The sequence below is a fragment of the Streptomyces sp. NPDC048659 genome, from assembly GCF_040650575.1.
Taxonomy (GTDB): Bacteria; Actinomycetota; Actinomycetes; order Streptomycetales; family Streptomycetaceae; genus Streptomyces.
This window is the reverse complement of sequence record NZ_JBEZHM010000021.1, coordinates 23,595-46,410: the sequence shown is the minus strand read 5'-3', so window position 1 is coordinate 46,410 and position 22,816 is coordinate 23,595. Positions and strand designations below refer to the sequence as shown.

Annotated in this window: 25 protein-coding genes; 13 read left to right on the top strand and 12 right to left on the bottom strand. The window is 72.7% G+C overall.

The annotated features are described in order from the left end of the window. From AB0C99_RS18235 to hemL, 5 genes are all read right to left on the bottom strand, one after another. On the bottom strand, positions 1–738 hold the full coding sequence (locus AB0C99_RS18235) for a cytochrome c biogenesis protein CcdA (protein ID WP_362475993.1): 738 nt from the start codon (positions 736–738) through the stop codon (positions 1–3). Positions 739–748: 10 nt separating this feature from the next. Beyond that, positions 749–1,354, bottom strand: a complete 606-nt coding sequence (locus AB0C99_RS18230; RefSeq protein ID WP_362475992.1) for a TlpA disulfide reductase family protein — start codon at positions 1,352–1,354, stop codon at positions 749–751. Positions 1,355–1,431: 77 nt separating this feature from the next. Further along, entirely contained in the window at positions 1,432–2,682 is a 1,251-nt protein-coding gene (locus AB0C99_RS18225) for a hypothetical protein (protein WP_362475990.1), read from the bottom strand. 164 nt (positions 2,683–2,846) lie between these two features. After that, positions 2,847–3,554, bottom strand: a complete 708-nt coding sequence (locus AB0C99_RS18220) for a histidine phosphatase family protein (protein WP_362475988.1) — start codon at positions 3,552–3,554, stop codon at positions 2,847–2,849. Beyond that, positions 3,551–4,858, bottom strand: coding sequence for a glutamate-1-semialdehyde 2,1-aminomutase (gene hemL, locus AB0C99_RS18215; protein WP_362475986.1), 1,308 nt, complete (start codon positions 4,856–4,858; stop codon positions 3,551–3,553). The genes AB0C99_RS18220 and hemL overlap by 4 nt, the downstream gene beginning before the upstream one ends. Positions 4,859–5,102: 244 nt before the next feature. On the opposite strand from hemL, the gene AB0C99_RS18210 reads away from it, so the two are divergent. Beyond that, positions 5,103–5,717: a hypothetical protein gene (locus AB0C99_RS18210; protein ID WP_362475984.1), complete on the top strand. Its 615-nt coding sequence runs from the start codon at positions 5,103–5,105 to the stop codon at positions 5,715–5,717. A gap of 33 nt (positions 5,718–5,750) precedes the next feature. Here the strand turns inward: AB0C99_RS18210 and AB0C99_RS18205 are convergent, their stop codons facing one another. Beyond that, a complete protein-coding gene (locus AB0C99_RS18205) occupies positions 5,751–7,718 on the bottom strand; it encodes an APC family permease (RefSeq protein WP_362475982.1) in 1,968 nt (655 codons plus the stop codon). A gap of 193 nt (positions 7,719–7,911) precedes the next feature. On the opposite strand from AB0C99_RS18205, the gene AB0C99_RS18200 reads away from it, so the two are divergent. Beyond that, entirely contained in the window at positions 7,912–8,343 is a 432-nt protein-coding gene (locus AB0C99_RS18200; RefSeq protein WP_362475980.1) for a MerR family transcriptional regulator, read from the top strand. A gap of 241 nt (positions 8,344–8,584) precedes the next feature. Here the strand turns inward: AB0C99_RS18200 and AB0C99_RS18195 are convergent, their stop codons facing one another. Then, positions 8,585–9,433: an ABC transporter substrate-binding protein gene (locus tag AB0C99_RS18195; RefSeq protein ID WP_362475979.1), complete on the bottom strand. Its 849-nt coding sequence runs from the start codon at positions 9,431–9,433 to the stop codon at positions 8,585–8,587. Between the two features lie 251 nt (positions 9,434–9,684). Here AB0C99_RS18195 and AB0C99_RS18190 point away from each other — a divergent pair, with 251 nt between their 5' ends. From AB0C99_RS18190 to AB0C99_RS18180, 3 genes are all read left to right on the top strand, one after another. Continuing rightward, positions 9,685–9,927 (top strand): hypothetical protein, encoded by a 243-nt coding sequence (locus tag AB0C99_RS18190; protein WP_362475977.1) that lies wholly within the window; start codon positions 9,685–9,687, stop codon positions 9,925–9,927. 103 nt (positions 9,928–10,030) lie between these two features. Then, positions 10,031–10,894: an AraC family transcriptional regulator gene (locus AB0C99_RS18185; RefSeq protein WP_362475975.1), complete on the top strand. Its 864-nt coding sequence runs from the start codon at positions 10,031–10,033 to the stop codon at positions 10,892–10,894. A gap of 14 nt (positions 10,895–10,908) precedes the next feature. Then, entirely contained in the window at positions 10,909–11,460 is a 552-nt protein-coding gene (locus tag AB0C99_RS18180; RefSeq protein WP_362475973.1) for a GNAT family N-acetyltransferase, read from the top strand. Here AB0C99_RS18180 and AB0C99_RS18175 read toward each other — a convergent pair. Continuing rightward, positions 11,429–11,872, bottom strand: a complete 444-nt coding sequence (locus AB0C99_RS18175; protein WP_362475971.1) for a GNAT family N-acetyltransferase — start codon at positions 11,870–11,872, stop codon at positions 11,429–11,431. The two genes, AB0C99_RS18180 and AB0C99_RS18175, sit on opposite strands and share 32 nt — an antisense overlap. Positions 11,873–11,962: 90 nt before the next feature. Between AB0C99_RS18175 and AB0C99_RS18170 the strand changes: the two genes are divergently transcribed. Further along, the gene (locus tag AB0C99_RS18170; protein WP_362475969.1) at positions 11,963–12,805 is read left to right on the top strand and encodes a Mut7-C RNAse domain-containing protein; all 843 of its coding nucleotides are present in this window, start codon (positions 11,963–11,965) and stop codon (positions 12,803–12,805) included. A gap of 46 nt (positions 12,806–12,851) precedes the next feature. Here the strand turns inward: AB0C99_RS18170 and AB0C99_RS18165 are convergent, their stop codons facing one another. Further along, positions 12,852–13,412: a TetR family transcriptional regulator gene (locus AB0C99_RS18165; protein ID WP_362475967.1), complete on the bottom strand. Its 561-nt coding sequence runs from the start codon at positions 13,410–13,412 to the stop codon at positions 12,852–12,854. A gap of 133 nt (positions 13,413–13,545) precedes the next feature. Between AB0C99_RS18165 and AB0C99_RS18160 the strand changes: the two genes are divergently transcribed. Beyond that, positions 13,546–15,045: an FAD-dependent oxidoreductase gene (locus tag AB0C99_RS18160; RefSeq protein ID WP_362475965.1), complete on the top strand. Its 1,500-nt coding sequence runs from the start codon at positions 13,546–13,548 to the stop codon at positions 15,043–15,045. On the opposite strand, the gene AB0C99_RS18155 is transcribed toward AB0C99_RS18160, so the two are convergent. Next, positions 15,042–15,518 carry a hypothetical protein gene (locus AB0C99_RS18155; protein ID WP_362475964.1) on the bottom strand — a complete coding sequence of 159 codons (477 nt, stop codon included), beginning with the start codon at positions 15,516–15,518 and terminating at the stop codon, positions 15,042–15,044. The genes AB0C99_RS18160 and AB0C99_RS18155 overlap by 4 nt on opposite strands. A gap of 73 nt (positions 15,519–15,591) precedes the next feature. On the opposite strand from AB0C99_RS18155, the gene AB0C99_RS18150 reads away from it, so the two are divergent. The 3 genes from AB0C99_RS18150 to AB0C99_RS18140 all read left to right on the top strand — a co-directional run bounded on the left by AB0C99_RS18150 (position 15,592) and on the right by AB0C99_RS18140 (position 17,769). Further along, positions 15,592–15,927 carry a YnfA family protein gene (locus AB0C99_RS18150; protein WP_362475962.1) on the top strand — a complete coding sequence of 112 codons (336 nt, stop codon included), beginning with the start codon at positions 15,592–15,594 and terminating at the stop codon, positions 15,925–15,927. 65 nt (positions 15,928–15,992) lie between these two features. After that, a complete protein-coding gene (locus AB0C99_RS18145; RefSeq protein WP_362475960.1) occupies positions 15,993–16,757 on the top strand; it encodes an SDR family NAD(P)-dependent oxidoreductase in 765 nt (254 codons plus the stop codon). A gap of 154 nt (positions 16,758–16,911) precedes the next feature. Next, positions 16,912–17,769 (top strand): hypothetical protein, encoded by an 858-nt coding sequence (locus AB0C99_RS18140; protein ID WP_362475958.1) that lies wholly within the window; start codon positions 16,912–16,914, stop codon positions 17,767–17,769. Between the two features lie 45 nt (positions 17,770–17,814). On the opposite strand, the gene AB0C99_RS18135 is transcribed toward AB0C99_RS18140, so the two are convergent. Beyond that, positions 17,815–19,008, bottom strand: coding sequence for an RtcB family protein (locus AB0C99_RS18135; RefSeq protein WP_362475956.1), 1,194 nt, complete (start codon positions 19,006–19,008; stop codon positions 17,815–17,817). A 175-nt stretch (positions 19,009–19,183) separates the two neighbouring features. Between AB0C99_RS18135 and AB0C99_RS18130 the strand changes: the two genes are divergently transcribed. The 3 genes from AB0C99_RS18130 to AB0C99_RS18120 all read left to right on the top strand — a co-directional run bounded on the left by AB0C99_RS18130 (position 19,184) and on the right by AB0C99_RS18120 (position 22,416). Beyond that, positions 19,184–20,068 (top strand): DUF3558 domain-containing protein, encoded by an 885-nt coding sequence (locus tag AB0C99_RS18130; RefSeq protein ID WP_362475954.1) that lies wholly within the window; start codon positions 19,184–19,186, stop codon positions 20,066–20,068. A 128-nt stretch (positions 20,069–20,196) separates the two neighbouring features. Next, on the top strand, positions 20,197–20,934 hold the full coding sequence (locus AB0C99_RS18125; protein ID WP_362475952.1) for a DUF3558 domain-containing protein: 738 nt from the start codon (positions 20,197–20,199) through the stop codon (positions 20,932–20,934). A 108-nt stretch (positions 20,935–21,042) separates the two neighbouring features. Continuing rightward, on the top strand, positions 21,043–22,416 hold the full coding sequence (locus AB0C99_RS18120) for a DUF2637 domain-containing protein (protein WP_362475950.1): 1,374 nt from the start codon (positions 21,043–21,045) through the stop codon (positions 22,414–22,416). 13 nt (positions 22,417–22,429) lie between these two features. Here AB0C99_RS18120 and AB0C99_RS18115 read toward each other — a convergent pair whose 3' ends face one another. Then, positions 22,430–22,642 (bottom strand): hypothetical protein, encoded by a 213-nt coding sequence (locus AB0C99_RS18115; RefSeq protein ID WP_362475948.1) that lies wholly within the window; start codon positions 22,640–22,642, stop codon positions 22,430–22,432. Between the last annotated feature and the right edge of the window lie 174 nt (positions 22,643–22,816).

Here is a 22,816-nt window from a genome sequence, read left to right as displayed (position 1 = left end):
TCAGATCCCCACCGTGAAACCGCTGGACCAGCCCTGCATGTCGGCGACCATGCTGTCCCACACTCCTGTGAGCAGCAGCAGACCGGTGACGATCATCATCGCGCCGCCGGCCCGCATCACCCAGGTGTAGTGCTTCTTGACCCAGCCGAACGCCCCCAGCGCCTTGCGGAAGGCGATGGCGGTGAGGATGAACGGGAGCCCGAGGCCGAGGCAGTACGCGACGGTCAGCAGCGCCCCGCGGCCGGCGCTGGCCTCGTTGGCGGCGAGCGCGGTGACGGAGGCGAGGGTCGGGCCGATGCAGGGCGTCCAGCCGATGCCGAAGAGCGCGCCGAGCAGCGGGGCGCCGACCAGTCCGGTGACGGGCTTGCGGTGGAAGCGGAACTCGCGCTGGGTGAACCAGGGCATGAGGCCGATGAAGAAGACGCCCATGAGGATCATGAGCACGCCGAGGACCGTGGTGAGCGTCCCCCGGTACTCCTGGAGCGTGGAGCCGAAGTAGCCGAAGAGCGCGCCGCCGGAGACGAACACGACGGTGAAGCCGAGCACGAAGAGGCCCGCTCCGGCGGCCATCCGGCCGCGCCGGGCCTCGGCGAGGTCGGTGCCGGTGACGCCGGTGACGTAGCTCAGGTAGCCGGGCACGAGCGGCAGCACGCACGGCGAGAAGAAGGAGACCAGACCGCCGAGCACGGCGATGGGCAGGGCCAGCAGAAGGGCTCCGCTGAAGACCGTCTCGTTCACGTCGTCTCTCTCACTTCTCCGCGATCAAGGGGTCGATCATGGAGCGGAGCTTGGCCTCGTCGAGGGCCATCAGCGAGCGCGCGGCGACCTTGCCGTCCTTGTCCAGGACGACGGTGGAGGGGATGGCCTGCGGGTTGAGCGTGCCCTTGGGGAAGCCGCCCACGATGAGCTTGCCGGCCGGGTCGTAGAGGCTCGGGTAGGGCACCCCGTAGTCCGCCTCGAAGGCGAGCGCGGGCTGCTTGTTGGGGTCGCGGGTGTTGATGCCCACGAACTCCACGCCCTTCGGCTTGAGCTCCTTGGCGACCTTGGCGAAATGCGGTGCCTCGGCCCGGCAGGGCGGGCACCAGGAGCCCCAGACGTTGAGGACGACGACCTTGCCCTTGAGGCCGGCGACGTCGAGCCGCTTGCCCTCCAGGGTCTCGCCGGCGAGGTCGGAGACCGGCTTGCGCTCGCCCTTCGCGACGGTGGAGACACCGCCCGTGTTGGTCACGAACCCGGTGTCGCCACCGCCCCCGGACTTGCCATTGGTGTCCGAGCTGCAGGCCGAGAGGACGAGGGCGGTCGTCACGGCTCCGACGGCGAGCAGGGTGCGTCGAGAGGCACGGCTAAGACTCATGTGAAAAGTTTCGCATGGGCGTTTCGCGGATCTTGGGCACCCCCCTACGTGCCCAAGATGCCCCTTGTCAAGATCGCTTAAGCCGGCCTGAGGAACGTGTTCCAGCCGCCCGCCGGGGCCTTGCCGACCTCCAGGGTGCGCAGCTTGGCGAGGATCTTCGGGTCCTGGACGTCCAGCCAGTCGCAGAACTGGCGGAAGGAGACGAGCCGGACGTCCTTCTTCCCGGCCATGCCCTTGAGGGCCTCCTCGACGGCGTCCATGTAGATGCCGCCGTTCCACTGCTCGAAGTGGTTGCCGATGTAGAAGGGGGCGCGGTTGGTCTCGTAGGCCCGCTGGAATCCGGCCAGGTAGGCGCCGGTGGCCTGCTTGCGCCAGCCCGGGTAGCGGGAGGGCATCCCCTTGGTGGAGTTCTTCGACTGGTTGGCGAGCATGTTGTAGTCCATCGAGAGGACCTCGAAGGAGTGCCCGGGGAAGGGCACGGCCTGGAGCGGCAGGTCCCACAGGCCGCCGCGCTTGACCGGCCACATCTGGCGCCCGCCCGGGGAGCTGGCGTCGTAGCGCCAGCCGAGCCGCTTGGCGGTGGGCAGCAGGTTGTCCTGGCCGAGCAGGCAGGGGGTGCGCCCGCCGACGAGCTCCTTGGTGTAGTCGAAGGGCAGCGGGTCGAGGTCGGTCCAGCCGGTGTTCGTCTTCCACTTCGTGACGAAGCCGATCGCCTGGTCGATCTCGCTCTGCCACTGGGCGGGGGTCCAGTGGGCGACGGTGCCGGAGCCGGAGCAGAAGTGCCCGTTGAAGTGGGTGCCGATCTCGTGGCCTTCGAGCCATGCCTGGCGGACGTACTTCAGGGTCTGCTTGACGTGGTCGTCGGTGAGGTAGCCGATGTCGGAGGCGCCGACGCGGTTGTTCGGCGGGCGGTAGAGCTTCGCCTTCGACTCGGGCAGGAGGTAGAGCCCGGAGAGGAAGAAGGTCATCGCCGCGTCGTGGCTCTTGGCCAGTTCGAGGAAGCGCGGGAAGAGGCCGTTGCCGACCTCGCCGGCGCCGTCCCAGGAGAAGATCACGAACTGCGGCGGGGTCTGGCCGGGTTCGAGCGGGACGGGCGCGTCGGGCTGGTTCGGCTGCTTGCCGGTGTCGGAGGTGGAGCCGTCGCCGATCAGCCGGCCCTGGTCCTTCGTGGGCGCGGGGGTGTCCGGGCCGCCGGAGACGTCGCCACCCTTGCCGGGTCCGGAACGTCCGCCTTTGCCCTGATCGTTACTGGTGCATCCGGCGATACCGAGCGCGGCGGCGGCCCCCACTCCGGCCCCCAGCAGACCCCTTCGACTGATCCCGCGCATGACATCCCCATTCGCGCTGACGTATGACCTGACGTCATTCCAAACCGACAAACAGTGAGATGTCAGGATGAACACGAAGGTTCCGGAAATCAGAACAAATATTTCAGGGCGGCCCCGGTGACCGAACACCATCGAGGGCCGCCCCGAACGATAGAGCGGAAAGGCTACGCGCCGAAGGCTTTGGCCTTACCCTTCACAGGCTTCGCACCGGCGCGCAGGTGCACCGGCACCAGATCCAGCGCCGGCTCGCTGTAGCCGACCGACACGATCGTGTCCCCGCGGTACGTGAACGAGGTCAGCGAGGCCAGCGTGCACTGCCGCCGCCGCGGGTCGTGCCACAGCCGGCGCTTCTCCACGAAGCTGCGCACGATCCAGATCGGCAGCTGGTGGCTCACGCACACCGCCTCGTGCCCGCGCGCCGCGTCCTTCGCCGCGTCGAGGGCGCCCATCATCCGGACCACCTGCTCCACGTACGGCTCGCCCCAGGACGGCTGGAACGGGTTGGTCAGGTGCTTCCAGTTGCCCGGCTTGCGCAGCGCGCCGTCGCCGACGCCGAAGGTCTTGCCCTCGAAGACGTTGGCCGCCTCGATCAGGCGCCCGTCCGAGGCCAGGTCCAGGCCGTGGGTCTTGGCGATCGGCGTGGCCGTCTCCTGCGCCCGCTCCAGCGGCGAGGCCACCACGTGCGTGATGTCCCGGCCCGCCAGGTGCTCGGCGACCCGGTCGGCCATCCGCCGGCCCAGCTCGGACAGGTGGTAGCCGGGGCGGCGCCCGTAGAGCACCCCGTCCGGGTTGTGGACCTCGCCGTGCCGCATCAGGTGCACGACGGTGATGTCGTCGGCGCTCACGTTCTCCTCGGGACGCACGTCGCTCATGCCGTGGCCTCCGCGGCGGCGCGGGCGGCGGCGGGCAGCGCGGCGGCGATCCGCTCGACGGCCCGCTCGTCGTGGGCGGCCGACACGAACCAGGACTCGAACGCCGACGGCGGCAGGTAGACCCCGTCCGCGAGCATCGAGTGGAAGAAGGCGTTGAAGCGGAACGCCTCCTGCTTCTTCGCGTCCTCGTAGTTCCGCACCTCGGCGGAGGTGAAGAAGACCGAGAACATGTTGGAGGCGGTCTGGAGCCGGTGCGCCACCCCCTCCTTGGCCAGCGCGTCCGTCACCAGGCCCTGGATCTCGGCGGAGACCGCGTCCACCTTCGCGTACGCGGCGTCGTCGAGCAGCCGCAGCTGCGCGAGGCCCGCGGCGGTGGCGACCGGGTTACCGGACAGGGTGCCCGCCTGGTAGACCGGGCCCGCCGGGGCGAGGTGCCCCATCACGTCGGCCCGGCCGCCGAAGGCCGCCGCCGGGAAGCCGCCGCCCATGACCTTGCCGAAGGTCATCAGGTCCGGCTTCACCCCGTCCACGCCGTACCAGCCGGCCCGCGAGGTCCGGAAGCCGGTCATGACCTCGTCGGAGATGAACAGCGCGCCGTTCTTCTCGCACGCGTCCTTCAGCCCCTGGTTGAAGCCCGGCAGCGGCGGGACCACGCCCATGTTGCCCGGCGACGCCTCGGTGATCACACAGGCGATCTCGCCCGGGTACCGGTGGAACGCCTCGTGCACGGCCTCCAGGTCGTTGTACGGCAGCACGATCGTGTCGCCCGCCTGCGCGCCCGTCACCCCGGGCGTGTCCGGCAGGCCGAAGGTGGCGACACCCGAGCCCGCCGCGGCCAGCAGCGCGTCCACGTGCCCGTGGTAGCAGCCGGCGAACTTGACGACCTTGGCGCGGCCGGTGAAGCCGCGCGCCAGCCGGATCGCGGACATCGTGGCCTCGGTGCCGCTGGACACCAGCCGGACCTGCTCGACCGGCTCGATCCGCGCGACGATCTCCTCCGCCAGCGCGACCTCGCCCTCGCCCGGCGTGCCGAACGAGGTGCCACGGGCCACCGCGTCCTGCACCGCCGCCGTCACCTCGGGGTGCGCGTGGCCGAGGATCATCGGCCCCCACGAGCACACGAGGTCGACGTACTCACGCCCGTCGGCGTCGGTGAGGTACGGACCGGTACCCGACACCATGAACCGGGGCGTACCGCCCACGGCACGGAAGGCGCGCACCGGTGAGTTCACGCCGCCGGGCGTCACGAGGGACGCGCGGTCGAAAAGCGTCTGTGAGACTGGGGCTTCGTATGAATACGGCACTGGGATCCTGACCTGCGAGTACGGAGGGATGGAGTGAGCATCCCCGGAATTACGCCGGGGCGGCGGTCCTCCGCGTCTGCGAAACTGGGGCGTCATAGGGATGGCTCACGGAATCCATGGTGTCAGAGGCCACGGCGTTCTTGCGGACAGGTGTTTCACCGTACGAACGTGGGGGAGGTCATTGTCACGATGATCGGGTCGCGCCGCGGAGACGCGCGGCCCGGAACAGCAGTCGGGTGGAGATATGCATCGCGGTGGCGGACCGGGCGAGGGGACTGACGACCTGGGTCCCGATCCTGTCCGGCGGGGGCGGCACCGGCGCAGGCGGGCCGAGGAGCCGAGGGCGAACGAGCCGCGGACCGGACAGCCGGGGGAGCAGGGAGCGGCCGAGCGGAAGGCCGGGGAATCGCGGGGTGGCCGCTTGGGGGTGACGTACAAGTACTTCGGCGCGCCCGACGGCGCCACGGCGGCGCGGGTGCCGATCTCGATGCGCCCCGAGGAGCTGGGCGGCGACGAGCTCGGCATGGGCGGCATGTTCACCAAGATCAAGCCGGAGACCATAGCCGCGATGGTGCTCACCGGCATCCAGGGGATGCCGCTGTACAAGGTGCCCCCGCTGGAACTGGTCGTGCTGCACCCCGACTACGCGGTGGTGAAGCTGCCGATGACCGTGGTCGACCCGCTGCGCGCCATCGGCGAGGAGTCGGTCGGCGCCGCCGCCTTCATCTGGTCCACCGTCCCCGACCGCGGCGGCCCCCGGGACGCCTTCAACGTCTACCAGCTCCTGCACGAGTGGCAGGACTTCTCGGTCCGGCTGCACGAGGCGGGCCACCAGCCGTACTGCCTGGTCTGGCCGTAGCCTCTCGGGACCGATCCCTCGGGTCCGGCCCCCTCACGGCGACCGGCGGGCCGCCTCGGCGGCGGCCTTCGCGCGCTCGGCCGCCAGCTCCCGGGCCGACGCGAGCCGGTACGGCACGTCGATGACCACGACGTTCTTCATGAACAGCAGCCGGGTCTTGAGCCGCAGCGCGCTCTGGTTGTGCAGCGGCTGCTCCCACCAGCGCCCCACGACGTACTCGGGGATGACGACGGACAGCACCGAGTCGGGGGACCGCTCGGGCGCGTCGCGGATGTGCCGCAGCAGCGGCTGCACCATCGAGCGGTACGGCGAGTCCAGCACCCGCAGCGGTACGTCGATCCCATGGGCCTCCCAGGAGGCGCGCAGGGCCGCCGCCCGGTCGGCGTCCTCGGCGACGGTGACCGCCGTCAGCGTCGCCGGCTTCAGGGTCTTCGCGTACGACAGGGCGCGCAGGCTCGGCGCGTTGACCGAGGAGACCAGCACCAGGACGTGGTGGGCGGCGAGCGGCTGCGGCCGGGCGTCGGGGGCGACGGCCACCTCGGCGGCCACGGCGTCGTAGTGGCGGCGCACCCCCTTCATCCCGGCGAACAGCAGCGGCATCGCGATCACGACGATCCAGGCGCCGTGCGTGAACTTGGTGATCAGGACGATGACGAGGACGACCGCCGTCAGAGCGGCCCCGAACGCGTTGATGGCGAGCCGGCGCAGGATGTGCACCCGCTGGGCGGCCCCCTCGGGCGTGGCGAGCTCCCGCCGCCAGTGCCGGACCATGCCGGCCTGGGACAGGGTGAAGGAGACGAAGACGCCGATGATGTAGAGCTGGATGAGCCGGGTGAGGTTGGCGTCGAAGGCGACGATCAGGGCGATCGCGGCCAGCGCGAGCAGCAGGACGCCGTTGGAGTGGACGAGCCGGTCGCCGCGGTGCACGAGCTGCCGGGGCGCGAAGCGGTCGCGCCCGAGCACGGAGGCGAGCATCGGGAAGCCGTTGAAGGCCGTGTTGGCGGCCAGGATCAGCACACCGGCGGTGACGGCCTGGAGGGCGTAGAAGAGGACGTGCCAGTCGCCGAAGGTGGCGCGGCCGATCTGCGCGAGCGCGGTCGAGGTGGCGGTGCCGGGCGGCAGCCCGAGCTCCGTCGGGTCCTCGGCGACGTGCACCTGGTAGACCATCGCGAGGACGGTGATCCCGAAGAACATGGTCACCGAGAGCCCGCCCATCACCGCCAGGGTCGTGGCCGCGTTGCGGCTCTTCGGCTTCTCGAAGGCGGGCACGCCGTTGCTGATCGCCTCGACGCCGGTCAGCGCCGTGCAGCCGGAGGCGAAGGCGCGCAGCCCGAGCAGGAGGAGCGCGATGCCCGAGTAGGTGGAGACCGCCTCCACGGGCAGGTCCGCCGACTCGGCGCGGATCGTCGCGCCCGTCGCCATGCGGGCCGCCGCCACCGCGAACATCACGTAGATCACGGTGATGAACGCGTAGGTGGGCAGCGCGAACCAGCGCCCCGACTCCCGCACCCCGCGCAGGTTGAGCCAGGCGAGCACGGCGACGAACACCACCGACATGACGGTGGCGTGCCCGTCCAGCGAGGGGATGGCCGAGGTGATCGCGGCGACGCCGGAGACGACCGAGACGGCCACGGTCATCACGTAGTCGATGAGCAGCGCGCTGGCCGCGGTGAGCGCGGCGGTCGTCCCCAGGTTCTCGGCGGCCACGATGTACGCCCCGCCGCCGCCCGGATAGGCGTAGCAGGTCTGCCGGTAGGAGGCGACGACCACGAGGAGCAGGACGACGATCCCGACCGCCGCGTACCAGGCCAGATGGAGCACGGCGAGGCCGCCGAGGGCCAGGATCAGCAGGATCTCCTCGGTCGCGTACGCCACCGAGGAGAGCGGGTCGCTGCAGAAGATCGGCAGCGCCAGCCGCTTGGGCAGCAAAGTCTCGCCGAGCCGCGCGCTGTCCAACGGACGTCCGACCAGCAGGCGTTTCGCCACGCTTCCAGCTCTCATAAGTGCTGAAGTTAGGACGAATCGGATGTAATGCGCGGAAGCCGCGCCCGCCGGCGCCCCGTACGAGGGGCCGCCGAAGGGCCGCCGTACGACCCCGTACGGCCGCCGTACGACCCTCGTACGGCCGCCGCGCGACCCCCGCAAGACCGCCGCAAGACCGCCGAAGGATCCGCCCGAGGAAGGACCCGACACCGTGAGCACCACGCGCACCGCCCCCCGCCCGCCCGGCGAGCCCCTGCAGATCGGCGAGGTCGCCGCCCGCACGGAACTGCCGCTGCGCACCATCCGGCAGTACGAGGACAGCGGCCTCGTCGTCCCCTCCGCCGCCTCCGAGGGCGGCTTCCCCCTCTACACGGACGCGGACGTGGCCCGCCTGATGGTGATCGGCCGGATGAAACCGCTCGGCTTCACCCTCGACGAGACCCGCGACCTGCTCACCGCCGTCGACCGCCTCGCCGCCGACACCCCGGACACCCCCGGCGAACTCGACCCGCCGACCCGCGCCGCCCTCGTCGCCCGCATCCGCGGCTACGAGCGCGCGGCGACGGCCCGCGTGGCGGAGCTCCACGCCCAGCTGACCAGGGCGGAGGAGTTCGCGAACTCGCTGCGGGCGCGGCTGCCGTAGGGGGCGGGGGCGCGGCTGCCGTAGGGGCGGGGGTCGGGGCGCTGGCGCGGCTGCCGTAGGGGGCCGGGGCTGGCGCGGCTGCCCGTACGGGCGGGGGCCCGGGCACTGGCACGGGGCGCGGGCCCGGGCCGGGCCCGGGGCATGGGCGCCGGGCGCGCGGGAAGGCGCCGGGGCTCGGCTCCGCGCCCCCGGCGCGCCCACGTTCGGGCCCGGGCGCGCCGACGCGCGGCCCCCGCCGGGTTTACGGCTCGCGGTCCTCCAAAGCCGCCGCCAGGTCCTGGAGGAAGCGGGCGCAGGCCGCCGGGCTCGGCGGGGTCTCCGGGTTCCAGGGGGCGAGCCGGGCGCCCGGCGGGACCGCGTGCGGCGGCACCGCGTTGGCCCGGCTGTCGAACAGCACCAGGCCCGGCGCGAGCCCCACCGCGTGCTCCCAGTCGGCCGTCAGCCAGTTCGCGCCCGGCCCCGGACCCGGGTCCACGAAACGCACCCCCAGCTCGGCGAGGAGCGCCAGCTCGGGCCACGCGTGCGGGCGCGCCAGGTGCACCTGCTCGGGCCCGGCCCCGGACAGCGCCAGCACCGTCACGTCCGCGCGGGACACGGCCGCCCGCACCGCCGCCTCCGCGTCGCCCCACCGCCCCGCCGTCCCGGGCGGCGCGCCCAGCGCGGACGCCAGCTCCCCGAAGCGGCCCACGATCGCCGGCAGCGACAGCTCCCCGCTCACCGACAGCGCCGCCAGACCCGCCCCCGACTCCGCCGCCAGGGCCTCGTCGACCGCGTACGGGCTCTTCCCGTCGTACGTCACGTCCACCAGCAGGTCCACCCCGCCCAGCGCCCGCAGCCGCGCCGCGTCCAGCGCCCGCCCCGGCCCCAGGTACGGCACACCCGCCGCCGCCAGACCGCCCGCCTTGACCGGGTCGAGGGCCTCGCCGTCGTGCCCCGAGCCGTACACCGCGAGCGGCCGGACCCCCAGGTCCAGCAGGGCCGCCCCGGCCCGTACGTACGCCACCACCCGCTCCGGCGCCCGCCCCGCCGCCAGGGCCGCGCCCCGGTCGTCGGTGAACCCCCAGCCGCCCGTACCCGCCGCGTCAGCCATAGGACCGCTCCCTCCCCGGCCGGAAACCTCCGTCCCCGCCACCTTGAAACGGTTCCGGCCCGCGCACAAGAGGGCCTCCCGCCCCGGACGGCCCCGGGACTTTGGTCCCGGACCCCCCTGCCGAAAGACCCCCAGGGTGGTGTTAACTGAACGGGTCGGGAGGAAGCAGTAGGAATCGACAGCGCCGCGCGGGCGCGCACCCCCTGCCAGGGGCACGCCGCCGCCAGGCGCCCTCCGCCCTGGAGTCAGCCATGACGTTGCCCGGCCAGTTCTCGGACCCCCGCGTCCTCACCCTCTTCGGCCTGCTCGCCCTCTCCGCCGCCGTCTGGGTCGCCCTCGGCCTGCGCGCCCGCGCCCGGCGCGAGCGGGCCCGCACCCCGCTGGAGCGGATCTGGCACCCGCAGGAGACGGTCGCCCTCACCCCCGCCGAGGAGCTCGCCTTCGGCCAGGTCGTCTCCCGCCTCTCCCTGGGCTCGGCGGGCCGGCTCCGCTGAGCCCCGCCCGGCCCGCCCGCGCCGCCGAACAGCCCGCCCGGGCCCTCGACCGGCCCGTCCGGGCCCTTGATCGGCCCCGCCCGGACCGGCCACCATGCCCGGCATGACCGACGCCACCGGCCCGCGCCGGGACACCCGGGGCATCGTGGACGCCGCCGAGCTGCTCACCCGGGTCCGCTTCCGCCGCCGCTCCCCCGCCCCGCCGCTGCGCCCGTACCTGGAGCACTACTGGCTGATCGACTGGGACCTGAGCGAGCCGTACGCCTCCCGCGTCGTCCCGCACCCCTCGGTGAACATCGTGTGCGAACGCGGCCAGGACACCGGCGACTTCGCCGTCCTGTCCGGCATCGGGACCGGCCTCTTCACGAAGACGCTGACCGGCACCGGCCGGGTCTGCGGCGTCCAGTTCCGCCCGGGCGGCTTCCGGCCCTTCGCCCCCGCGTGGCCGGCCGCCGAGTGGACCGGCCGGACCGTCCCGCTCGCCGAGGCGTTCCCGCTCGACGGGACCGCCGCGGCCGGCGCCGTCCTGTCCCCCGCCGGCGACGACGCGCGCGTGGCCGCGCTCGACACCTTGCTGCTGGCCCACGGCCCCGCCCCCGACCCGGCCGCCGACGAGGCGATGGCCCTGGTCGACCTGGTCCGCGCCGACCGCACGATGCGCCGCGTCTCCGCGCTCGCCCGCGCGGGCGGACTCTCCCCGCGCTCGCTGCAACGCCTGTTCGCCGCGTACGTCGGCGTCGGCCCGAAGTGGGTCATCCTGCGCTACCGCATCCACGAGGCCCTGGAACAGGCCGAGTCGGCCGCCGGGTCCGGTTCCGCCCCGGACTCCGGCCCCGGCCCCGGCCCCGACTGGGCCCGGCTCGCCGCCGAGCTCGGCTACAGCGACCAGGCCCATCTCGTACGGGACTTCACGGCGACGGTCGGGGTGCCGCCGAGCACGTACGCCAAGACGCTGTCAGTGGCGTGACCTAGGGTGCGCGCATGAGCGAAGACGGCGGCGGCACGGTCCGCCTGGAACCCTGGTCGGACGCGGACTTCGGCCTCCTGAAGGCCATGAACGCGCCGGAGCTGATGGAGCATCTGGGCGGCCCGGAGACCGACGAGCAGCTCGCGGCCCGCCAGTTGCGCTACGAGCTGCTGAGCGCCGACCCCGGGCGCCCCGGGAGCATGTTCCGGATCGTGCTCCTCCCGGAGGAGGTCCCGGCGGGCGCGATCGGCTTCTGGGAGCACCGCGAGGGCGCCTCGGAGCCGCCGGTCTACGAGACGGGCTGGACCGTGCTGCCCGGCTTCCAGGGGCGCGGGGTCGCCACGGCGGCGACCCTCGCGGTGGTGGAACGGGCCCGCGCGGAGGGCCGTTTCGCCCACCTGCACGCCTACCCGTCCACGGAGAACGCGCCGTCGAACGCGGTGTGCCGCAAGGCCGGCTTCACGCTCCTCGCGGAGCGGGAGTTCGAGTACCCCCCGGGCCGCACGATGCGCTGCAACGACTGGCGCCTGGAGCTCACTCCCCCCGGGGCTTCAGCAGCCGGCTGAAGTGGAAGGCGACGATGTCGAAGCGCTCGCGCAGATAGAAGCGGTGGGCCCCGGTGCGGTGGGTGCCCGAGTCCAGGTTGAGCTCGAAGCAGCCGGCCGCGCGGGCGTGCCCCTCCAGGTGCCCGACCAGCGCGTGCCCGACCCCGGCGGACCGGCTGCCCTCGGCGGTCACCAGGTCGTCCACGTACAGCATCCGCACCGCGCTGGTGTTGTCGACGACCCGCCACCCGGCCACGCCCACGCAGGCCCCGCCCCCGTCGTACGCGGCGCTGAACCGCAGCCCCTGCGCGTGCCCGCGCGCGTACACGTCCGAGAAGAGCCCGGGCGTCAGGTGCGGCCGGAGCTCGCGCAGCACCGGCAGGACCTCGGTCTCCAGGCGCGGGTCGCCCGGCTCCACATCGATGATCTTCATGCCGGGACCGTACCGCGCGGCCCCCGGCGGGGCCCCTCGGGCGGCCGGAATTCCCTGGCCGGGCGGCGGCCCCGGTGCCATCCTGTCCCCGTGAACGGACCGGAGATCCAGATCAGTTTCGCCCCCGCCCTGCGCCTGTTCGTCGCGGCGGACCGCCGCGCCGGAAGCACCGCCGTGGCGACCGACGGCTCCTCCTCCCTCGGCCACGTCGTCGAGTCGCTGGGCGTGCCGCTCACCGAGGCGGGGCGGCTGCTCGTGGACGGACGGCCGGTCGACCCCTCGCACGTCCCCGCGGCCGGCGAGACCGTCGCCGTCGAGGCCGTCGAGCGCCCCCAGCCGGTCCCCGGCGCCCCGCTCCGCTTCCTGCTCGACGTGCACCTCGGCACCCTCGCCCGGCGGCTGCGCCTGCTGGGCGTCGACGCGGCCTACGAGAGCACGGACCTCGGCGACCCGGCGCTGGCCGCGCTGTCGGCGAAGGAGCGCCGGGTGCTGCTCTCCCGCGACCGCGGGCTGCTGCGGCGCCGGGAGCTGTGGGCGGGCGCGTACGTCTACAGCGACCAGCCCGACGCGCAGCTCCGCGACGTCCTCGGCCGCTTCGCGCCGCGGCTGGCGCCCTGGACCCGCTGCACCGCCTGCAACGGGCCGCTGACCGAGGCCGACAAGGACTCCGTGCGCGAGCGGCTGGAGCAGGGCACGGAGAACACGTACGACGTCTTCGCCCGCTGCACCGCGTGCGACCGGGTGTACTGGCGCGGCGCCCACCACGCGCGCCTGGAGACGCTCGTGGCGGCGGCGCTCGCGGAGTTCGGCGAGGCAGGGGCGTCCGGGGCGTCCGGGGCGTCCGGCGAGGTCCACGAGACCGACGCGTCCGGCGAGGCCGGGGCGTCCGGCGAGACCGGTGGCGCGGCGCGGGACCTCCCGGCGGCCGGCTGACGGAGCCGGATCAGGGCCGCTCGGCGCCCGCCGGACGGCGGCCCGGTCAGGGCCGCTCGGCGGTCAGATAGCGCTGGACGGTCGGCCCCAGCCAGGCGGCGACCTCCGCGCGCGACATCTCCACGGCGGGCGGCAGCCGCAGCACATAGCGGGCGAGCGCCATGCCGAGGATCTGCGAGGCCACGAGCGCGGCACGGCGGGGCGCCTCGGCGGGGTCGGGGCAGACGCCGCGGGTGATCGGCCCGAGCTGCTCGGCGAAGATCTCCTGCATCCGCTCGGTCCCGGCGGCGTTGGTGACGCCGACCCGCAGCAGCCCAGTGAGCACGTCGTCGCGCTCCCAGCGGTCCAGGAAGTGCTCGACGAGCGCGGTCCCGACGTGCCGCGCGGGCAGCGAGCCGAGCTCGGGGAGCTCCAGCTCGAAGTCGGAGGCGGCGGCGAACAGCCCCTCCTTGTTGCCGTAGTAGCGCATGACCATCGACGGGTCGATCCCGGCGTCGCGGGCGATGGCGCGGATGGTCGCGCGCTCGTACCCCTCGCTGGCGAAGTGCTCGCGGGCGGCTTCGAGGATCGCGGCGCGGGTGGCGTCAGAGCGCCGGACGGTCGTCATGCCAACAACTGTAGGCCAACAGGCGTTGACATACCATTCCGGGCGGGTCCAGAATTGCCAACAAGCGTTGACCAACACACGTTGGCCAACCGACGTTGACGTGCTGCCCGAGCGGACTTCGACGGAGGCCCCCATGACCACCGGACCCCAGGACCAAGCCCACCCCCAAAACCAAGCGCGGCCCAATCCCGACCGCGCCGACCCGGACGTCCTCGTCGTCGGCGCGGGCCCCACCGGCCTCCTCCTCGCCGGCGACCTCGCCGAGGCGGGCCTGCGGGTCACGCTCGTCGAGCGCAGACCCCCCGGCATCAGCAACCTCACCCGGGCCTTCAGCGTCCACGCCCGCACCCTGGAGCAGCTCGACGCCCGCGGCCTCGCCGACGACCTGACCGCCACCGGCACCCCCGTCACCGACCTGCGCCTCTTCGGCCGCCTCTCCCTCGACCTGTCCGCGCTCCCCAGCCGCTTCCCCTACCTCCTCCTCACCCCGCAGTACGAGGTCGAGCGGCTCCTCGAACGCAGGGCACGCGCCGCGGGGGTGGACTTCCGCTACGGGACGGAGCTCACCGCCCTGCGCCAGGACGCCCAGACGGCGACCGCCGAACTCGCCGACACGGCCACGGGCACGGCCACGACCCCCCTCCGCGCCCGCTACCTGATCGGCACGGACGGCGCCCACAGCTCCGTGCGCACCGCGCTCGGCCTCCCCTTCCCCGGCGCCTCCGTGATCCGCTCCATGGTCCTCGCCGACGTCCGCCTCGCCGAGGACCCCGGCACCCTGCTCACCGTCACCGCCGCCGAGGACGCCTTCGCCTTCATCGCCCCCTTCGGCGACGGCTGGTACCGGGTGATGGGCTGGGACCGCACCCACCAGACAGCCGACGACGCGCCCGTCGGCCTCGACGACGTCCGCGCGATCACCCGCCGCGCCCTCGGCGGCGACCTCGGGATGCACGACCCCCGCTGGATCTCCCGCTTCCACAGCGACGAGCGCCAGGCCCCCGCCTACCGCGTCGGCCGCGTCTTCCTCGCCGGGGACGCCGCCCACGTCCACTCCCCCGCCGGCGGCCAGGGCATGAACACGGGCCTCCAGGACGCCGCCAACCTCTCCTGGAAACTCGCCGCCGTCCTGCGCGGCGAAGCCCGCGCCCCCGAGGCGCTCCTCGACAGCTACCAGGCCGAACGGCACCCGGTCGGCGCCACGGTGCTGCGCAGCAGCGGAGCCCTGGTCCGCCTCGCCATGGCCCGCACCCCGCTCCAGCGCACCGCCCGCGCCCTCGCCACCCGCCTGCTCGGCGCCCTCCCGCCGGTCGCCACCCGCGCCATGGGCCAGATCAGCGGCATCGGCATCGACTACCCGGCCGGAGCCCGCCGCGTCCCCGACGCGCCCCTGCGCGAGGGCCGCCTGTACGAGGCGCTGCGCGGGGGCGCGTTCGTGCTGGCCACCCCCGCGGACCACGCGGACACCGCCCTCCCGCCGACCGCACCGGTCACCGGCGCCCGCCTGGTCCGCACGGTCTGGGCCGACCCGGCCCGCCAGGACACCACCCTGGTCCGCCCGGACGGCTACGCGGTCCCACTACGACACCGGAGGCCCTGGAAGACGCCTAGAGGAGACCTAAAGGACGCCTAGAAGACGTAAGGATCCCCCGTGGCGAGCACCAGCACCCGATGCCGGTCGTTGCGCGGGTTCCGGTCGGTGACACCGTCCCGCCAGACGGTCCGGATGTCCACGGTCAGCTCGTCCGGACGGCCCGCCGTGCGCAGGTCCAGGGCGAGCTCGCCGACCGCGCCCGCCGCCCGCAGCGCGCCCGTACGGCAGGACACCACCCGGTCGCTGCTCCACAGACAGGCGGGCGGCAGCTCCTGGCCGCCCGCCATGGGCTCGGAGAAGGCGAGCCGGACGGTCGCCTCGGGCACGTTCGCCGGGCCGTGGTTCTCACTGACAAGCCACACCCCCAGCCGCCCGTCCCACAGCGAGACATGCCCGTGGTGGGCCAGGTCCGCCTCCGCCTCGGGCCCGGCGGCGCCGGCGCCGCCGCCCGTACCGACCACCAGGGCAGCGGCGAGAGCCGCGCCCAGCAGGGCCTTGCGCATCGCACTCATGCCCAGAAGATACGAGAAACACCCATATATTCTGACTAACTGTCAGCCGCGTGTCCCGTGCCACCCTTCCCCCATGCTCCTCGCCCGCTCCATCACCCTCTTCGTCGTCGCCGCCCTCTTCGAGATCGGCGGCGCCTGGCTCGTCTGGCAAGGCGTCCGCGAACACCGCGGCTGGATCTGGATCGGCGCGGGCGTCCTCGCCCTCGGCCTGTACGGCTTCGTCGCCACCCTCCAGCCCGACGCCGAGTTCGGCCGCATCCTCGCCGCCTACGGCGGGGTCTTCGTCGCCGGCTCCCTCGCCTGGGGCATGGTCGCCGACGGCTACCGCCCCGACCGCTGGGACGTCATCGGCGCGCTCATCTGCCTCGCCGGCATGGCCGTCATCATGTACGCCCCGCGCGGACGCTGACCCCGCCCCGCCTATCCTGACCGGGCGATCGACCCGCAATCGACCACATGCGCGAGGAGCACGTCATGACTGCCGCCGGTACCCCCATCGCCGTCGTCACGGGAGCGAGCAGCGGAATCGGCGCGGCCACCGCCCGGCAGCTCGCCGCCGCCGGCTACCGCGTGGTCCTCACCGCCCGCCGCAAGGACCGCATCGAGGCCCTCGCCGCCGAGATCAACGAGGCCGGCCACCAGGCCACCGCCTACGCCCTCGACGTCACCGACCGCGCCGCCGTCGACGAGTTCGCCACCGCCTTCCGCACCCTCGCCGTCCTGGTCAACAACGCGGGCGGCGCACTCGGCGCCGACCCCGTCGCCACCGGCGACCCCGAGGACTGGCGCCGGATGTACGAGGTCAACGTCATCGGCACGCTCCACATCACGCAGGCCCTGCTCCCGGCCCTCACCGCGAGCGGCGACGGCACGGTCGTCGTCCTCTCTTCCACGGCGGGCCACTCCACCTACGAGGGCGGCGCCGGCTACGTGGCCGCCAAGAACGGCGCCCGCGTCCTCGCCGAGACCCTCCGCCTGGAGATCGTCGGCACCCCGGTCCGGGTCATCGAGATCGCCCCCGGCATGGTCAAGACCGACGAGTTCGCCACCACCCGCTTCCGCGGCGACACCGAAAAGGCCGCCAAGGTCTACGCGGGCGTGGCCGAACCCCTCACCGCCGACGACGTGGCCGACACCATCACCTGGGCCTGCACCCGCCCCCCACACGTCAACATCGACCTCCTGGTGGTCCGCCCCCGAGCCCAGGCATCCAACACAAAGGTCCACCGCGAACTCTGACGAGCCCCGCCCACCCGTACGAGTGAACGGCCCCAAAAGCCCAACACCGTACGAAACCCGAACCTAGGCTCGACACAACTCAAAAGAGAACGGCCCTCGGCCGGGACGCCAATCCCAACCGAGGGCCTCACCATCAGGAAGGCGAAAACTTCCCATGGCTGACCACGACCCTAACGCGCCCACGCTCTTCGACCTGGACGCCCCCACGAAACCCTTCATGGACCTGGAGAACCCCGAGTACGCCTACATGTTCGGCTTCCTCCAGGCCGACGGACATCTCGCCCAGGGCCTGGGCAAGAAGGGCGCGCTCACCGTCGAGCTCAACGCCCGGGACCTCCGCATCCTGGAAGAGTTCCAGCGCCTCACCCCATACAACAGCTTCATCACCGAGCGGGTCCGCAGCACGAACTTCGCGGAACGGGCCCACTCCGCCACCTGGGCCTTGTACGCGCTCGAAGCCAGGACCGCCATCAACGATCTCGGCATCCCCTACGGCAAGAAGTCCCGCACCATCCGCCCACCCCGGGGCGAGTTCTCCCGGCCGGACTACATCCGGGGCCTGATCGACGCCGACGGCTCCCTGGGGTTCACGGGAGCGGGACTCCCCTTCGTCAGCCTGACCACGCAGAGCACCGCCATCGGGGCCTACCTGTGCCACTACGCGAAAAAAGTCACCGGCGCCCGCCGCACGATCACGCGGAATGGGCGTGACGGCATCTACAACGTCCTCTACACCACCGAGACCGCCCAGCAGCTCGCGGCGCACCTGTACTACCCGGGCTGTCTGGCACTGGACCGCAAGCGGTCCGCCGCCGACGCGCTGTCCACGTGGACGCGCCCGGCCGAAATGAAGAAGCGGGCACCCCGCATCGACTGGACCCCCGAGCGGGACCGCGTCCTGCTGGCGGCGCCGACGCTGGCGGAGGCAGCCGCCGCGCTGCGGCTCTCCCAGAGCGCCTGCCAGGTCCGCCGCTGGAAGCTGACACACGGAATTGCGCCGCTGCCGGACTGACACGCGGAGGAGGGGCGGCAGTGCGCCTCCCCTCCTTCTCACGCCTCAGCCCTTCACGTTCACAACCTGCTTCAGCTTCGCGACCACCTCGACCAGGTCCTGCTGCTGCTCCATGACTCGCTCGATCGACTTGTAGGCGCCGGGGATCTCGTCCAGCACCCCGGAGTCCTTCCGGCACTCGACGCCCCGCGTCTGCTCCTCCAGGTCCCGGACCGTGAAGCGCCGCTTCGCCGCGCTCCGGCTCATCCGGCGACCCGCGCCGTGCGAGGCCGAGTTGAAGGAGGCCGCGTTGCCCAGGCCCTTCACGATGTACGAACCGGTTCCCATCGAGCCCGGGATGATCCCGAACTCCCCGGAGCCGGCCCGGATCGCGCCCTTACGGGTCACGAGCATGTCCATGCCCTCGTACCGCTCCTCCGCCACGTAGTTGTGGTGGCAGGAGATGACCGGCTCGAAGGCCACCTTCGCCTTGCGGAACTCGCGCCGCATGACCTCCTGGAACAGCGCCATCATGATCGCGCGGTTGTACTTGGCGTACTCCTGCGCCCAGAACAGGTCGTTCCGGTAGGCCGCCATCTGCGGGGTGTCCGCGACGAAGACCGCGAGGTCGCGATCGACCAGACCCTGGTTGTGCGGCAGCTTCTGCGCCTCGCCGATGTGGTGCTCGGCGAGTTCCTTGCCGATGTTCCGGGAGCCGGAGTGCAGCATCAGCCACACCGACCCTTGGCCATCGATGCAAACTTCACAGTAGTGATTGCCGCTGCCTAGCGTCCCCAGCTGCTTCTCCGCCCGCTCCCGCCGGAACTTCACCGAGTCCGCGACCGTGTCGAACCGCGACCACAGCGCGTCGAACCCCGCCGTCGGGAACTGGTACAGCCGCCCCGGGTCCACCATCTCGCGGTGCAGGCCGCGGCCCACCGGGATGGCCTGCTCGATCTTCGAGCGGAGCCGGGACAGGTCGCCCGGCAGGTCGTTCGCGGTCAGGGAGGTCTTCACGGCGGACATGCCGCAGCCGATGTCCACGCCGACCGCCGCCGGACACACCGCGCCCCGCATCGCGATCACCGAGCCGACCGTCGCGCCCTTGCCGTAGTGCACGTCCGGCATCACCGCCAGGCCCTTGATCCACGGCAGCGTCGCCGTGTTGTGGAGCTGCCGCATCGCGCCCTCGTCGACCGACGCCGGGTCGGCCCACAGGCGGATGGGGACCTTCGCGCCCGGTATCTCCACGTACGACATAACCCCTCAATTCCCCTATAAAGTCTGATAGCGCAAAAACCGGAGCACAAGCCCGTACAGGTGACTACGGACCGGCATCAACAGCGGCGCGTGCGATAGACATTGTGTTCATCGCCCCATGTGGAGCGACAAACGGTTTTCGGGGGGTGCCTCCCGGGAGAAGGGAGCTGGGATCGTGCAGCGGAAGGCGTACGCATCCGGCCGGACCAGGCCCGCCGTCCTCACCGCGACCGCCGTCGTCCTCGGTCTCGGCCTCGGGCTGAGCGGCTGCACGTCGGGGCCCGCCGCGGACGTGGCGGCCGTCGACTCCAAGGCGGGGCCCGCCTCCGCCGTCGCGCCCCCGGGCCGCTACCGCACCCTCTTCGAGCCCTGCGGCGCCGTCCCCCAGGCCACCCTCAAGGACCTGCTCCCGGGCGCCGCCGCGCTGCCCGAGGCCGAGCGCGACCGGGCCTACCGCGGCACCGCCGCCGTCACCTTCGACACCGACCGCCGCGTCGGCTGCGCCTGGAAGGCCGACTCGCCGGACGTGGCGCACCGGCTCACCCTCGACATCGAGCGGGTCGTCTCGTACGACCCCGCCGTCAGCGACGACGACCGGGCGCAGGAGGTGTACGCCAAGAAGCAGACGGCGGCGGGGATTCCGCTGACCGCCCCGACGACGCCCCCGGCGACCACGCCGGCCACGGCCCCGCCCGCCACGGCCCCGCCGGGCACCGCGCACGGTCCGTCGACGCTCGCCGCGTCGGGGAAGCCGCCGTCGGGTCCGGCCACCCCCGCCACGGTCCCGCCGACGACCCCGCCCGCGACCTCGGCGACCGGCCTGGAGCCGCGGATGCTGAGCGGTCTCGGGGACGTGGCGTTCGTCGACGACGTGCTGACGACGACGGGTCCGGCGGGCGCGAAGCGGCTCGTGAGCGTGGTGTTCCGCACATCGAACGTGATCGTGACGGTCGCGTACGAGGAGCAGTCGACGTCGTCGGCGGAGCCGCCGGACAGCGGGGAGCTGCAGGAAAGGGCCCGGAATCTGGCTCGGCTGCTCGCGGAGCGGCTGGAGGAGTAGCGGTTCGGGAGCGCTCCGTGAGCGGGGCGGGACCACGTAACGTGTCGGGGTACCCCGGCCGCCGGCCGCCCGGTCCGTGTGCGCGTCCGCGTGCGTGCGGGCCTGTACGACAAGCGACTGAAGGAACCATGCAGCGATCCGCCTCGCGCCTCTCCCGTGTCCTCGCCTGTGCCGCCGTCCCGGTGATGCTGGTCGCCGCCGGCTGTTCGTCGGGTTCGGACTCCGCCGACAAGGGGTCCGGTTCCTCGGGTTCGGGCGAGTCCTCGGCTTCGGCGTCCGCGACGCCGAAGCCCACGCCGACGAAGACGGTGGAGGCGGCGCGGTTCGCGAAGCTGCCGGACGTGTGCAAGGCGGTGTCGGCGAAGACGACGGCGAGCCTGGTGCCGAAGGCGAAGGCGAAGAACGGCACGGCGGCGCAGTCGAGCGACGTGGCGAGCCGGGGCGGCTGCTCGTGGAACGGCCTCGACGACAAGGGCGTGAAGGGTTCGCAGTACCGCTGGCTCGACGTGTCCTTCTACCGTTACGAGTCGGACGCGTCGCTGGGCAGCGGCCAGGACCGGGCGGCGGAGAACTTCGCCAAGGAGCTGGCCAAGGTGCAGGGCACCCAGGGCGCGAAGAAGCTGGCGACGGCGGAGACCGCCGGGGTGGGCGACCAGGCGAGCACGGTGACGTACCAGCTGCGGAAGACCGACGAGGACTTCACGTACGCGTCGGTGGTGGCGCGGACGGGCAACGTCGTGGTGCTGCTGTCGTACAACGGCGCCGGGTACGCGGGGGCGGACGCCCCGTCGGGGAAGACGATCTCCGAGGGCGCGGTGCAGGCGGCGAAGGAGGCCGTGGCGGCGGTCGCGGCGGCCAACAAGTAACGATTCGAACTGCTTTGTGACGGGTCCGGCCCTCCCCAGGGGGTCGGGCCCGTCATGCGTGTGCCACGCTGTGCCCGCGAGTTGTCGTTCGACGGGAGGGGATCGCGGGTGGCCGCGATGCAGCTGACACGGACGCACCGAATACTCATCGGCATGGTCGTGGCCGGTGCGGTGCTCATCGCCGGGATCGGTTTCGCCGGCTCGTACGCCGCCGTGCGCGAGCTCGCGATCGACAAGGGCTTCGGCACCTTCTCGTACTTCTTCCCCATCGGCATCGACGCGGGCATCTGTGTGCTGCTGGCGCTGGACCTGCTGCTGACGTGGATGCGGATCCCGTTCCCGCTGCTGCGGCAGACGGCGTGGCTGCTGACGGCGGCGACGATCGCGTTCAACGGCGCGGCGGCGTGGCCGGATCCGCTGGGTGTGGGGATGCACGCGGTGATCCCGGTGCTGTTCGTGGTGGCGGTCGAGGCGGCGCGGCACGCGGTGGGCCGGATCGCGGACATCACGGCGGACAAGCACATGGAGGGTGTGCGGCTGACGCGTTGGCTGTTGTCTCCGGTGCCGACGTTCCGGCTGTGGCGGCGGATGAAGCTGTGGGAGCTGCGGTCGTACGAGCAGGTGATCAAGCTGGAGCAGGACCGGCTGATCTACCAGGCGCGGCTTCAGGCGCGGTTCGGGCGGGCGTGGCGGCGGAAGGCGCCGGTGGAGGCGCTGATGCCGCTGCGGCTGGCGAAGTACGGGGTGCCGCTGGCGGAGACGGCGGCGGCGGGTCTGGCGGCGGCGGGGGTGGAGCCGGTGCTGCTGCCTCCGGCGCCGCAGCCTCTGCCGCAGCAGTTGGCCCACCAGTTGCCGCAGCAGTTCCCCCAGCCGTTGCCCCAGCCCCACCAGCCCCAGTCCCACCCTCAGCCCCATCCCCAGCAGGCGCACGGGCAGTCCGCTCCGCAGCCCGAGTCGGCCCCGGCGGCGCTCACGGCGGAGGCCGCCGTTCCGGCGCAGCAGGCACAGCAGGCACAGGGGCCGCAGGGGGCGCAGGGAACGCAGCAGCCTCAAGGCCCGCAGGAGAGCCAGTGGTTCGCGGCGGGCCCCGTGTCGGCGGAGGCGTACCAGGGTTCGTACAACCCTCAGATCGTGGAGGGTCTGGAGCCGACGGCGGTGCCGATCCCGCAGGGTCCGGAGGACGTTCCGCCGCCGGGTCCCGAGGAGTTCGAGGAGTACTCGGAGTTCGTGGACGAGGAGCCTTCGGGTGAGGCGGAGTCCGACGAGTTCGCCGAGGCCGACGAGTTCACGGAGGCGGCGTACAAGGCGATGTGGGACTTCCTGGAGGAGAACCAGGAGTTCCCGACCTCGGAGCAGCTCGACATAAGGCTGAGCGACATGTACGGGGTGACGCATCCGCGGAGCGCGTCCCTGCTGCGGGAGCTGACGCCGCGGCTGCGGCACCGGATCGAGCAGGAGTGGGCGGAGACGCACACCCCGTAGGCGCGGCGTTCCGTCAGTTCGTGGCCTTCCGGCGGGCCTTCACGGTCTCGCCGTAGCCGGCGAGGGCGGCGCCGAGGGCGAAGAGGACGAGGTAGCCGGCGGTGGGGATGTCCCACCACTTGTGGAGGAGGCCCCAGGGGCCGTCTCCGAAGAGGCGTCCTCCGGCGCCGAGTCCGCCCTGGACGAGGGTGATCCAGCCGATGACGGTGAGGGCTTCGTTCTTCATGGCTCCACGGTCTCGCGGCGGGCGGCGGTTCTCGTCGTGCGCGCGGTGGAGCCGGTCCTCCGTCGAAGGATGCAGAAGAACGCGCGGAAGCGGGCGCGGAGCCGGGCACGGAAGCGGGCGCGGATGCAGACGTGGCCCAGGACGTGCGAAGGCCGCCGCCCGCGGGTGCGGGCG

Bases quoted from the DNA above. Each gene is read 5' to 3' on its own strand.
- AB0C99_RS18230 (WP_362475992.1), bottom strand. From the start codon at position 1,354: ATGAGTCTTAGCCGTGCCTCTCGACGCACCCTGCTCGCCGTCGGAGCC.
- AB0C99_RS18225 (WP_362475990.1), bottom strand. From the start codon at position 2,682: ATGCGCGGGATCAGTCGAAGGGGTCTGCTGGGGGCCGGAGTGGGGGCC.
- AB0C99_RS18220 (WP_362475988.1), bottom strand. From the start codon at position 3,554: ATGAGCGACGTGCGTCCCGAGGAGAACGTGAGCGCCGACGACATCACC.
- AB0C99_RS18210 (WP_362475984.1), top strand. From the start codon at position 5,103: ATGCATCGCGGTGGCGGACCGGGCGAGGGGACTGACGACCTGGGTCCC.
- AB0C99_RS18205 (WP_362475982.1), bottom strand. From the start codon at position 7,718: ATGAGAGCTGGAAGCGTGGCGAAACGCCTGCTGGTCGGACGTCCGTTG.
- AB0C99_RS18195 (WP_362475979.1), bottom strand. From the start codon at position 9,433: ATGGCTGACGCGGCGGGTACGGGCGGCTGGGGGTTCACCGACGACCGG.
- AB0C99_RS18190 (WP_362475977.1), top strand. From the start codon at position 9,685: ATGACGTTGCCCGGCCAGTTCTCGGACCCCCGCGTCCTCACCCTCTTC.
- AB0C99_RS18185 (WP_362475975.1), top strand. From the start codon at position 10,031: ATGACCGACGCCACCGGCCCGCGCCGGGACACCCGGGGCATCGTGGAC.
- AB0C99_RS18180 (WP_362475973.1), top strand. From the start codon at position 10,909: ATGAGCGAAGACGGCGGCGGCACGGTCCGCCTGGAACCCTGGTCGGAC.
- AB0C99_RS18175 (WP_362475971.1), bottom strand. From the start codon at position 11,872: ATGAAGATCATCGATGTGGAGCCGGGCGACCCGCGCCTGGAGACCGAG.
- AB0C99_RS18165 (WP_362475967.1), bottom strand. From the start codon at position 13,412: ATGACGACCGTCCGGCGCTCTGACGCCACCCGCGCCGCGATCCTCGAA.
- AB0C99_RS18160 (WP_362475965.1), top strand. From the start codon at position 13,546: ATGACCACCGGACCCCAGGACCAAGCCCACCCCCAAAACCAAGCGCGG.
- AB0C99_RS18155 (WP_362475964.1), bottom strand. From the start codon at position 15,518: ATGAGTGCGATGCGCAAGGCCCTGCTGGGCGCGGCTCTCGCCGCTGCC.
- AB0C99_RS18150 (WP_362475962.1), top strand. From the start codon at position 15,592: ATGCTCCTCGCCCGCTCCATCACCCTCTTCGTCGTCGCCGCCCTCTTC.
- AB0C99_RS18145 (WP_362475960.1), top strand. From the start codon at position 15,993: ATGACTGCCGCCGGTACCCCCATCGCCGTCGTCACGGGAGCGAGCAGC.
- AB0C99_RS18140 (WP_362475958.1), top strand. From the start codon at position 16,912: ATGGCTGACCACGACCCTAACGCGCCCACGCTCTTCGACCTGGACGCC.
- AB0C99_RS18135 (WP_362475956.1), bottom strand. From the start codon at position 19,008: ATGTCGTACGTGGAGATACCGGGCGCGAAGGTCCCCATCCGCCTGTGG.
- AB0C99_RS18125 (WP_362475952.1), top strand. From the start codon at position 20,197: ATGCAGCGATCCGCCTCGCGCCTCTCCCGTGTCCTCGCCTGTGCCGCC.
- AB0C99_RS18115 (WP_362475948.1), bottom strand. From the start codon at position 22,642: ATGAAGAACGAAGCCCTCACCGTCATCGGCTGGATCACCCTCGTCCAG.